The sequence below is a fragment of the bacterium genome, assembly GCA_037131655.1.
Lineage (GTDB): Bacteria > Armatimonadota > Fimbriimonadia > Fimbriimonadales > JBAXQP01 > JBAXQP01.
The window spans coordinates 1-11,544 of the sequence record JBAXQP010000059.1 but is presented as its reverse complement, the minus strand read 5'-3'; the positions used below and the strand labels follow the sequence as shown (position 1 = coordinate 11,544).

The window sequence follows — 11,544 nt, the reverse complement described above, 5'->3', positions numbered from 1 at the left end:
CCTGAGTTCTAATATACACACCTAAGCAACTCATTAGGCAGCGGGGGACGAGATATTGGGATCATCTGAAGTGATTGACTCGGTACTCACTGATATTAAAGCTAGCTCGGGTTGAGGATTATAGGACTTGACTTCAGAAATGGCTTCAGCGGCGCAGTCGGGACAAATGCCGTGAGTGGTTGGAATATCAAAACGTCCAGCAAAATAATCCGCCACTTGAACCCATTGGTCATCATGGCTCATCTTCTTGCACCAGGCGCATACTCTTATAAAACTTTCAACATAATGTAATCGTTTAAGCAGCTTTCTCGTGAAGGTAAAAACCAAAGCCCAAACAATAACAATAACAGCGCTTTCTAATAAACTCTCATGCCAGTCATTTAAAGCTGTGCATCCGAAAAGGTTGCGAAATTTGCTGAAATATTCGCCTGACCAGCATAACAAGATGAGGAATGCAAAACCGATGCTTTCAATCCAAAGAATCATTCGGGAGTTACCCTTGATCTGCATAGTACTTCACAGATGCCACAGAACAACATGGCTCAGTGCTCAAACACCTTTCATATGGAAATCTAATTTCTTTATCGGTCGACCGTCTTTAAATCCACACAGCTTCAGAAATATAAATTTACCAACCAAAGCGGACTGCCCCCCTTATACACCCCTTGGAAAGGGGGAAATTGGGTTGTTTACGTTTGTGGACTATTTGATTAGGTTGAGAATTTGTTTGAATTCCGGAGTTCCAGCTTCAACCAGCATCTCATAGAGGGCGGATTCGGAGTTGGAAATGACCACGCCTGCCTTGGCCATGCGATCGAGGGACCGCTCAGAATGTTCTTTTGAACGACTGGAGACAGCATCGGCGGCAACATGGGCTTGATAGCCTGCTCTTAGTAAATCAAGCGCGGTCTGACTCACGCAGATATGTGTTTCGACACCACAGATAAGAATTTGATGTCTGCTCGCAACCCTGAGAGCCATACGAAACTCTTCCGATCCCATGCAGCTAAAGGTCATTTTATCGATGGGGTGAAAGTTTTCGGGAAGACGCTCCGCTATCTCGGGTACATACCCTCCCAATCGGTTCTCATTTTGTAAAGTTGCAATAATCGGTAACCCAAGCACTTTCGCCGCATCGAGAAGAACTTGGACTCTTTTAACGACTAACTCACGGTCATGGACATCCCGCAGGAAAGGCTCCTGCATGTCGATCATGACCAAAGCCGTATCATCCTTACGTAAGTGCTCGATATGACGCGTGGGCATTAGCTGCGCTCATCGATTGGCGCATATTCGAGCCCTTCCGGCCCATTATAAATAGCGCGCGGCCGGATAAGGCGATTATCCGCAAACTGTTCCATGATATGAGCGGTCCAACCAACAATTCGACTGCTGGCAAACACCGGCGTGAACATATCCAAAGGAATGCCTAGACAATATAGAACGGAGGCGTTGTAGAAATCCACGTTGGGATAGATGCCCTTTTCTTTAATGACAACTTCCTCAATTGCTTCAGACATAGCCCACCACTTTGAATTGCAGTAACCTTCGCCGAGCATCTGAGACCACTTCTTCAAAACCAACGCGCGAGGGTCTGCCCCTTTATAAACTCGGTGTCCGAAGCCCATAACGCGCTTTTTCTGTGCGAAAAGCCCTTTGATATACGACTCAGTGTTTTCGAGCTTATCAATCTCGATAAGCATTCGCATAACCTGCTCATTCGCTCCACCATGCAAAGGACCTGCAAGGGTACCGATTGCGGAAACAACACCGGCATAGATATCAGACAATGTCGAAACCGTTACACGTGCTGCGAAGGTCGAGGCATTCAATTCGTGATCAGCTTGCAAGATGAGCGATAGGTCCATTGCGCGATTTTGCATTTCTTCCGGTTCACGACCGGTCAACATGTAAAGATAGTTCGCCGCATGCCCTAAATCAGGCCGACTAGCAAGCGGTTGCTGGCCGGTTCTAAGTCTTTCCAACACCCCAATCATAGTGGGGATACGAGCGGTTAGACGGATTGCCTTGCGCATGATAGCATCGCTCGATTGGTCTGAGCTATCAGGATCATACATACTCATTGCGGAAATAGCAGTCCGGAGGGCTGCCATAGGGTTAGCCTTACCTGGGAACATTGTAACAATCGCCAAAACATGGGCGGGGAGTTCACGCTCTTGGATAAGTTGCCTTGTGAACCACTCATATTCCCGCTTATTGGGAAGTTTTCCAAACCATAACAAGTAAGCGACTTCTTCAAAGGTAGCCTTCGCGGCTAGCTCGGTTACATCATAACCACGATAGACTAAAAGACTGTTTATTCCATCGACAAAGCAGATATCGGATACTGCTGCCGGAATATCTTCCAGGCCGGCTTTGAACTGCTCAATAAGAATATCTTTTTCAACTTGAGATGACATTACTTTTCTCCAGTTCACAATCAGGGGTTTATCCCTTTAGAGTAAATTTCATTGTATTCGTCGGAGGGAGGCCTTGTCAATTGCCGCAGGTTAAACGATAGTATTAGAGCGGGATATGTTTGCTTGAAAGGATCCCCTATTCTATGCTATGCTAAATAGATAGAAAGAGTTCCCGCCCGCTCAAATTGCCCCATTAGAGATTGGCGTAAGAGGAAATAACAATGCAGTCACAAGTCTCCGAAAGATATGAAGCCCTGAAGACTATTCTTGCCGAAATGGGAGAGATAGTGGTTGGCTTTTCCGGCGGGGTCGACAGTACCTTGTTGGCCAAAGTCGCAAGCGACGTGCTGGGTGATAAATGTTTAGCTGTCGTTGGGGAATCGGAAGCCTTCCCCGAAGGAGAAATCCGTTCAGCCCTTGAAATAGCTGAAGTTCTAGGCATAAGAACCCTCACTGTTTCGACCCACGAACTCGAAAACCCCAATTTCAGTACCAACACTCCCAACCGGTGTTATCACTGCAAGAACGAACTTTTCGGCAAACTACAAGAGATTGCCAAGGAACAAGGCATCCGTTGGGTTGCTGATGGTTCAAATGCTGACGATGCAGGGGATTATCGACCGGGAATGAAGGCTGCTGCAGAGCTAGGAGTTAGAAGCCCTCTTCGCGAAGCTAATTTTACTAAATCCGATATCCGCGAAGTGGCTCAACATTTAAATCTCCCCAACTGGGATAAACCATCTTACGCCTGCCTCTCAAGCCGCTTCCCCTATGGAACGACGATTACCCGAGAGCTACTAGGAATGGTCGATAAAGCTGAGGCCTACATAAAAACCCTAGGTTTCCGCCAACTCCGTGTCCGCCACTACGGTCCAACGTTAAAAATCGAAGTAGAAAAGCCCGATCTCGTCCGCATCATCGAATTAAGCGACCAAATCGTTACCCAGATGAAGTCCATTGGCTATACTTATGTAACTCTAGACCTAGAGGGCTTCCGCTCCGGCAAACTGAACGATATTCTAAGGAAGTAGTACGTAATAGCTAAAATGAATGAAATTTCACTCTCGCAATTGATGGAGGATGTTAAGGCTGGACGAGTTACTATCCAGGAGGCAGTGGAACGACTGCGGCAGCTCCCTTATGAAGACTTAGGGTTTGCCCGGCTGGATCATCATCGGGAAATACGGACGGGATCGCCTGAGGTTATCTTCTGTCAAGGAAAAGCTGCCGATCATCTCGTTAAAATTTTCGAGCGGCTTTTTGAGAAGAATAATGTTGTCTTAGGCACCAGGGCGAGTGCAGAGCAGGCTGATCTCATCAAAGCGAAATTCCCTCAAACCGTCTACCACGAACTAGGCCGATGCCTGACACTAGGCGAACTAAAACCACCGATTAACCCCGAGCGCTATGTACTGGTGGTCTCAGCAGGAACAGCTGACCTGCCGGTGGCCGAAGAAGCGGCAATCACTGCTCATTATCTTGGGAGCCGCGTTGAACGTCTTTACGATGTAGGCGTGGCAGGACTCCACCGATTACTCGACCAAACTCCCCTTTTATTTGAGGCAAGCGTGATTATTGTCGCTGCAGGGATGGAAGGCGCTCTCGCAAGTGTTGTTGGCGGTCTAGTGGGATCACCCGTAATTGCAGTACCCACAAGCATCGGCTATGGCGCTTCATTCGAAGGCTTAGCGGCTCTCCTTGCGATGCTTAACACCTGTGCGCCAGGTGTGGTGACTGTCAACATCGACAACGGCTTCGGCGCCGGCTACTTTGCTCATATAGTTAATCAGAAATAAACTGGGTTTATGCGATGGCAAACAAAAAACGATCCTCCAAACGATCTTCTTCAGGGCCTTCATGGGTATTCCTTCTGCTGGCGATTATCATTCTTGCCGTTGTCGCAGCGCGAATATTGCAACCGCCAAAATATAAATCTATTTCAAATCATAAAGGACACAGCCAAAAGCTGCAGTCTAATCAATATAGCAATGGAAGCGCTAATCGATCCGAAAATTCGACAAAGCCATCAGAAGATATTAAACCATCCCTTCAAAATCCTGATCAATTAGAGGACACCACTTCTCACGATAACCCAATACCAACGGGAACAAAAGCGCACCCAATAGAACATGCATTATCGGGCAGTGCGAATGGACAAGTGATTGCCGTCACATTCGATGCAGGGGCGGATGCGGCGCCGGTTAGCAGCATCCTCGACACTCTTAACCAAAATGGATTGCGCTGCACTTTCTTTCTAACAGGCGCGTTCTGCGATAAGTTCCCCGATGCCGCTCGACAAATAGGCCAGGCAGGACACGAAATCGGCAACCATACTTATTCCCATCCCCACCTGACACAAATGACCACAGAGCAAGTTGAAGAACAAATCCAACACGGCGCTTCGGCTATCGAGCGAGGAACGGGCAGAAAGGTTGCGATGCTCTTTCGCCCCCCCTACGGCGACCGCAATTCAAGCGTTGATGCACTAATCTCTCAGTTAGGCTATAAAGAAATTATGTGGTCTCTGGATTCATGGGATTCAGTCGTCAAAGGTATCACCGCCGACCAAATCTCTGAACGCGTGCTATCAAAAGTAAAACCCGGCAGCATTATCCTACTGCACTGCGGCAGCGCCGCCACCGCCCAAGCCCTCCCCCAAATCCTATCCGAACTCCACACCCGAGGCTACCGAATAGTAACCGTTTCAGAGCTAGTCCGCTAACCCCGTATAGCCGGTGTGTTGAAGAAAGATGACAGATTTAAGGTGATAAGAAAGAAATGTTCGAAGCACGTCCCGCCCCAACTCCAAATCCTCTTCCCTGAGTCGGCATTTCGGCTATATCGAAGGGGGTCAAGGGGGATTATCTGCGTCTATTTAGGGCGTCTCTTGGGCCGTCGGGGATCCAGCCGAAATCTTTATAGAGCTTGACGGCTAGTTGGAATTGAGTAAGGGCTTCATCGTTCCTTCCTAAAGCACGATAGGTTCTCCCAAGGGTGTAAACGGCAAGTGGATTCTTTGGACAGAATTTGACACTCTGCTCCAGATAGTTTGCGGATGCCGTTAATCCTTCTTTAGTTGGGTTTCGGCTGAGAAGACCTCCAACTACTCGTTCCCCTCGATAAAACATAAATTGCGATCGGGTGAAACCGTAATCAAGGGGGCTGACTAGGCTGGTCGCAATAGTATGCCCGTCAGAAGTAGCTCTGTAACTTATGATTTCGGGAGATTTATATTTATAAACGGGGGTGACATATGTATAGTCTTGAGTTTTCACAAGCAAGCCCCCATGACGGGCAAAGGGTTCTTGGTGAGAGGCATCGACGATAATATCGCGGCCTGTTGGCAGTTTGATCAGGGTGATTACGTGCCCGTTATTCGAGAGTTGTCCTTCAGGGTTTTTATAGACCATTTCAATCCCTGCGTCAACGCCCATCTCCTGAAGTAGCGCTGCAATTAAAACCGATTGAAGCAGGCACTGCCTTTCTCCGCTTGTTATCACAGAATAAAACTCATAACCTCGGTCGAGGCTGAATTTGGTGATTGTGGTCCTAACAAGCATATGGAGCCAAGCACCGAGCTCGGTCTCAGCTTTCGCTCGTTTAACCTTATCTTTGATTTGCCCTAACTCATCCTTCTCGGCTTGCAGAAGTTCTTTTAAGTTCAGTTTCTCTTTGCCGGGCATTCTGACACCTGATTTAAGATAGGCGTCATTCATCCAGACGTAGAAATCATCCTTCCCGCCAGAGGCACAGATTTTATTGGAATCCATCAAAAGTTCATTGAAGCGTTCGTGATAGTATGGGTAATTCTGTATTTTGTTGATCTCACTGTATTGGGAATTTAGGCTCTTTGAAGCTATCATAATCCCTTTGGCCATCCAATACATTCCGCCTACTAAAAAAGCCATGACGCCTACAAATAAGATTAGGATAACCCATCGTCCAATATTATAAGGTTGCATACTCACCCCTTACTGATTATACGGCAGTTTCTTACTAAAATCCTGCAAACAAGCCTATATGGCAGACTGAGTTTACTGTAAATTCTACGATTAGGGTGAACGTACGGTTCCATAAATCTAATTTCAAGACGCTAGCGGAGTATATGAAATGTTTTGCAATTTTGTTGCGGGTATTTCATAGAGAAGACCAGGAAAAATCCGCCCAGATATGCTTTGTCGATCTCAGTTGTGCTTCAACAGTCAAGCAGACATAAGAAATATTTTGAGACAACCTGGTAATCGTATTAGAGCCATTTTTATGATCTGTTTGCATAGTACGCTCCTGAACGAATATAATATGCACTAATCCTTAATGATAATGTCTTCGGGTTAGAGCGGATAAATTCTCGTTTATCTAGTAATGCTTGATGTTTGCTGAATTAGAGGTTAAAATCAAGGCTAACCTGAAGTTAAACTATAGAACGTTGTCTTATAAGACACATGGACGGTGCTTGAATTGGCAGATGTTGAAAAAAAAGAGGAAGTAATCGACGAGTTAGCGCAAGCGCGTGAGCAAACAGAGTTAACCTCTCGTGATGATCAGGAATGGACTTACGAAGAAGGTTTCACGCTCAAAACTATCATTGGTATCATTTTTATCGCAGCGATCATGCTTCCCGGCGGTCTTTATCTCAGCTTGGTTGCAGGTGAAAGCATCGGTGCTGCAGCCGAATGGGTGACCATCGTCCTGTTTTCCGAAATCGCTCGACGCTCTTTCAACCCGATGAAAAAGCAAGAAATCTACATGCTTTACTATGTAGCAGCGGTGTTGGCGACGTCTCAGGGGCCGTTTGGCGCTTTCATTAAAAATGCCTACTTAGTCGAGTCGCCTCCATTTGCTCCCTTTGCCAAGCAGATCCCACCATGGGTAGTGCCGCCAGCCGGTTCTGAAGCGATTGCTCATCGCACCTTCTTAGATAGAGCCTGGAATATTCCCATTCTTCTTGCGCTTATTGGCGAGGTCATGGGGCGCCTTAGTTGGATGAGTATCGGATACGCACTATTTCGTATTACTTCCGATATCGAAAAACTTCCCTTCCCGATGGCTCCAATCGCCGCTTCCGGCGCAACAGCTTTGGGAGAAGCGGGTTCCTCTGAAGAATCTTGGCGATGGCGAGTATTCAGCACAGGTTCCGTCATCGGCATTCTCTTTGGCTTTGTTTATGTCGGCATCCCAATCTTCACCGGCACGGCATTTGGGACTGCTGTCCAGATTCTGCCTATCCCGTTCCTTGATCTGACCGAAAGCACGGGCAGTATCCTCCCGACTGCTATTGTCGGCCTATCACTTAGCCTTGGGACCGTTTTTACTGGATTTGTAATCCCATGGTATGCGGTACTGGGAACATTTATCAGTTCTATACTCTTCCAGGTTTTCTTGAATCCTGTTCTGTATCACTTTGGATATTTCCCGAACTGGATTCCTGGCTCCAATGCTCTACGTACAGGTCTTGCTACCAATATGGACTTCTGGATGAGCGTTGGTCTTGGAATTAGCTTTGCAATCGGCGTTTTAGGCATCATTAACGTCGTTAGAAGCATAAATCAAGCAAAGAAAGCCCAAAAGCATGAGAAGCGTTCGATATGGGCGATTCCTAAAGGCCGTGGAGATGTACATATCGGCTGGGCATTCGGTGGTTGGGGATTAACCATTATTTATCAATGCGTGTTGATGCACATTTTATTGCCCGACTTCCCTATTTGGATTACCGTTTTCTTTGGCGCGTTATGGAGTCCGCTGAACTCCTATGTAAGTGCTCGAATGATTGGATTAGTCGGTTCCGGAGTTGGCTTCCCGATGATCAAAGAAGCTACGATTATTGCGACCGGTTACAAGAAAGTGGATATTTGGTACGCGCCGCTTCCGATGTATGACATGGGCGGCATCTCACAGAAGTTCCGTGAGATTGAATTAACCGGCACTAAGTTTACTAGTGTTATCAAAGCCGAAGCGTTCATGTTTCCTGTCATTTTTGTCGCGAGCTTTGCGTTCTGGTCCTTCTTCTGGAATTCAAACCCGATCCCAAGTTCCGCCTGTCCCTATATTCAGAAGATGTGGCCGATTGGTGCTCAGACGGAAGCAATTTGGAAACAGATCAACCTGCCCGGAAGCGCCTCTCAAGACATTATTAGAATGGCGCTCAAGCCAAACCTTATCATCGGCGGCTTTGTCATTTGCTTAATAGCTTATAGCGTAATGACCTATCTAAGAATGCCGCTGCTGCTTATATACGGCCTAATCGGTGGCATCAGCGCTCCGCCATATGCGACCATTCCGACGTTCTTTGGCGCTTGGCTAGGACGCAAATATTTCCGTAAACGCTTTGGTGAGAAGAACTGGACGAATTACGCTCCTGTTCTATGCGCCGGTTTCGCCTGCGGTTCAGGTCTAATAGCCATGGTCTCAATCGCCATGGCCCTAATCGCAAAATCCGTGTCAACGTTACCGTTTTAGTACGTATTGCATATCCGGAATCCGGAAATACGTAATACGTAATACGCAATAGAATAGTAACTGACAAGCTACTATTTCGTCCGTCATATGAAGCTGTGCGTTGAACGTGCAGGGTTGACATTTGGTAGACCCTATGGTAGGATTGAACCAGTTTGGGTTGCTTCTGTCGATGGGAGGGCATTCGCTATGAAGTTGAATACAGTGCTCGGCATTATGCTGACATTTTGCGCTACGATAGCCTTCGGGCAAGCTCCGTTTACAATACTGAGGCCAGTCAATGGGGCATCAGTTCGCGAAAACGTCAAAATCGAGGTTCCTCGCAGGAGCATTCCGACAGGCGGTTATATCGGCATTTATTTGGACGGCGTGTTTATTGAAGCGGTTGCACCAACCGATTACGAAGCAAATGCCGGTCAACGGTATCGCTATCTTTTCGATACAAAAGCCCGTAAAGTATCTGACGGCAACCATACTTTTGAGATTGTTCTTTACGGTGGCGAACCCACACACATCATCGACCGCAGCAAAGTCAATGTGACCGTCGCAAACAACGACATCCTAGCGCCTAAGAAGAGAATGCTTTTGCGTCACAGGTTTACTCTTGGCGTGCCTCTTCGATATAGGGATGTACGAAAAACCTATTTGATTTCGATTAGTAAGGAAGAAGAAGCCCGAGGAAGTACTCCGACAGAGCGGCTTCTTGAAGAAGAAACAATTATTTACGAACTTTTGCCAATTCGTAAATTGGATGGATCGAAGTATATCGTACGCAGCCAAAGAATCCCTCCTGCATATATGCCTTCGGAAAATGGACCTCCCGTTTGGATTCATCCTGATAACTTGAAACCTGTCGATCAAATCGTATCTACGCGTGGAGAAAACTTTGAAGCGATGGGGCTTGTATTCTTCTCAAATTGGAACCCTAATTTTGGTTCAGGCAGTTCAGGCTCCAGCACCGAAAATATAATTAATAATTTAGTAGGTGAGAATAGCTTTTCGATTCTGCCCGCAGACCCAGTAACCAAAGGGGATGCTTGGTTTGCCTATATCGATATTGGTAACGAACAACCTTTAGTTGAAAACTTCACTAAAGAATATGATCCTCGTGATCGTCTAGAAGTCCGTGGAGAACTTCAGGCATTTGAATGGTCAAGGGGTTACAAGACAGCTCGGTTGGCCTATAAGCGCAAACAGAGTCTACCCATGAGTATCATGAGGTTTGGCGGTTACAGAATGCGTGATGTCAAAATGACCATTGATGAAACCGATTGGTTTGCCTATGAAAGCGGCAAGATTATCCATGCTTCGTTAGTGATGGAATATGAAGGACTAATTGACAACTTCCAACCTCCCACTTTCGCATCTTCAGGACAGCCTAGCGCTAACTCTGGGTATGGCTCTCAGGGATCAGCAGGTGGACCTCCCGGTTATATGCCTGGCTCAGTCCCCGGCGCCGGCATGCCTAGCGGAATGGGATCAAGCGGTAATCCTTCAGCCACAAGCACTGCATCGCGCGTTCGCTTGCGCACGATAATGACTTCGGAGCTCATCAAGTAATTGAATGAGATTTACCGACTCAGATAAAATGACTGAGACAACTGAAACGCAGTCCCAAGATGGAGTTGAACTGCGCGCTACGTTTTTCGAGCATCTTAGCGAACTGCGAACTCGGATAGTCTGGTCAATAAGTTTTATAGCCGTCGGTTGGGTAGTTGGGTACTTCCTTGAACCGGCGGCTTATGCTTGGGCTACTCGCCCTCTCATTCAAGCTTTAGGTAAACACACCCCGCAAGTTCAAATTGCCTATCGTAATTTTGCAGACCCCTTCCTGATGCAAATCAAAGTCGGACTTTTTATTGGTATTGGACTTGCCGCGCCGCTGATTACATGGCAGTTGTGGTTATTCATTGCGCCCGGCCTCAATAATAATGAGCGCAAAGGAATTCGTTTTGTGGCGCCTTTGAGCGTCATTCTTTTTGCCATTGGAGTTACTTTCGGTTGCGCCATCTTACCCGCATGCCTTCGATGGTTTCTGAATTATCTCCCACGCGGGGCTACACTTATCCAAGACCCACAGGTCTATATTCTCTTTCTTGTCAAAATGCTGCTTGCATTTGGATTGGCATTTGAACTGCCGGTTGTTGTCTTGTTTCTCGCCAAAATCGGGCTGATTAATGCAGAAATGATGTGGAAATACTGGCGGCAGGGGGTTGTGGGTATTTCAGTTGTGGCAATGGTGCTAACCCCTTCCAATGATGCGGTAACGATGCTGGCAATGGCCTTTCCGATGGTAATACTCTATTTTCTAAGCATCTTCTTGATCGGACGAACGGGTAAGCCGGTATCGAAATAATTGGGTATATAAAATGAATACCGAAGAATTCCTCGAGCAAATACGATCCAGCGCCAACTACCGAGGGCAAATCGCTCATATCGGAAAGCTGCCTGAACGCCCCGCCCAGTATAGCTCACCGGAGCATATGCCAAGCGAAGCGCTTTTGGAGCGTTTGAGAGGTTTGGGGATCACCCGTCTCTATTCCCACCAAGCAGCGGCGCTTGATGCAATTGCTGAAGGCAAGAATGTCGTGCTGGTTACTGGTACAGCAAGCGGTAAAACTCTGGCCTATAATCTTCCGGTCTTAGATAGAATTCTTTCCAAACCAAGCAC

Annotated in this window: 11 protein-coding genes; 7 read left to right on the top strand and 4 right to left on the bottom strand. The window is 47.0% G+C overall.

The annotated features are described in order from the left end of the window. Nucleotides 1-33: 33 nt before the first annotated feature. From WCO51_04360 to WCO51_04350, 3 genes are all read right to left on the bottom strand, one after another. Nucleotides 34-486, bottom strand: coding sequence for a hypothetical protein (locus WCO51_04360; protein ID MEI6512493.1), 453 nt, complete (start codon nt 484-486; stop codon nt 34-36). A 216-nt stretch (nt 487-702) separates the two neighbouring features. Next, a complete protein-coding gene (locus WCO51_04355; protein MEI6512492.1) occupies nt 703-1,266 on the bottom strand; it encodes a hydrolase in 564 nt (187 codons plus the stop codon). Further along, entirely contained in the window at nt 1,266-2,420 is a 1,155-nt protein-coding gene (locus WCO51_04350) for a citrate/2-methylcitrate synthase (GenBank protein ID MEI6512491.1), read from the bottom strand. Before WCO51_04350 ends, WCO51_04355 begins: the two co-directional genes overlap by 1 nt. Nucleotides 2,421-2,641: 221 nt before the next feature. Between WCO51_04350 and larE the strand changes: the two genes are divergently transcribed. Genes larE through WCO51_04335 form a run of 3 tightly spaced genes read left to right on the top strand, consistent with a single transcriptional unit; the run spans nt 2,642 to nt 5,142 of the window. Next, a complete protein-coding gene (larE, locus tag WCO51_04345; protein MEI6512490.1) occupies nt 2,642-3,451 on the top strand; it encodes an ATP-dependent sacrificial sulfur transferase LarE in 810 nt (269 codons plus the stop codon). 15 nt (nt 3,452-3,466) lie between these two features. Continuing rightward, nucleotides 3,467-4,216: a nickel pincer cofactor biosynthesis protein LarB gene (larB, locus tag WCO51_04340; protein ID MEI6512489.1), complete on the top strand. Its 750-nt coding sequence runs from the start codon at nt 3,467-3,469 to the stop codon at nt 4,214-4,216. Nucleotides 4,217-4,230: 14 nt separating this feature from the next. After that, nucleotides 4,231-5,142 carry a polysaccharide deacetylase family protein gene (locus WCO51_04335; GenBank protein MEI6512488.1) on the top strand — a complete coding sequence of 304 codons (912 nt, stop codon included), beginning with the start codon at nt 4,231-4,233 and terminating at the stop codon, nt 5,140-5,142. Between the two features lie 139 nt (nt 5,143-5,281). On the opposite strand, the gene WCO51_04330 is transcribed toward WCO51_04335, so the two are convergent. Beyond that, on the bottom strand, nt 5,282-6,382 hold the full coding sequence (locus WCO51_04330; GenBank protein MEI6512487.1) for a tetratricopeptide repeat protein: 1,101 nt from the start codon (nt 6,380-6,382) through the stop codon (nt 5,282-5,284). A 496-nt stretch (nt 6,383-6,878) separates the two neighbouring features. On the opposite strand from WCO51_04330, the gene WCO51_04325 reads away from it, so the two are divergent. From WCO51_04325 to WCO51_04310, 4 genes are all read left to right on the top strand, one after another. Continuing rightward, entirely contained in the window at nt 6,879-8,876 is a 1,998-nt protein-coding gene (locus tag WCO51_04325) for a peptide transporter (GenBank protein MEI6512486.1), read from the top strand. A gap of 186 nt (nt 8,877-9,062) precedes the next feature. Then, nucleotides 9,063-10,433: a hypothetical protein gene (locus WCO51_04320; GenBank protein MEI6512485.1), complete on the top strand. Its 1,371-nt coding sequence runs from the start codon at nt 9,063-9,065 to the stop codon at nt 10,431-10,433. A 4-nt stretch (nt 10,434-10,437) separates the two neighbouring features. Then, a complete protein-coding gene (gene tatC / locus WCO51_04315; protein ID MEI6512484.1) occupies nt 10,438-11,229 on the top strand; it encodes a twin-arginine translocase subunit TatC in 792 nt (263 codons plus the stop codon). A 13-nt stretch (nt 11,230-11,242) separates the two neighbouring features. Beyond that, nucleotides 11,243-11,544: DEAD/DEAH box helicase (locus WCO51_04310; protein MEI6512483.1), on the top strand; the 302-nt coding region annotated here is incomplete at its 3' end.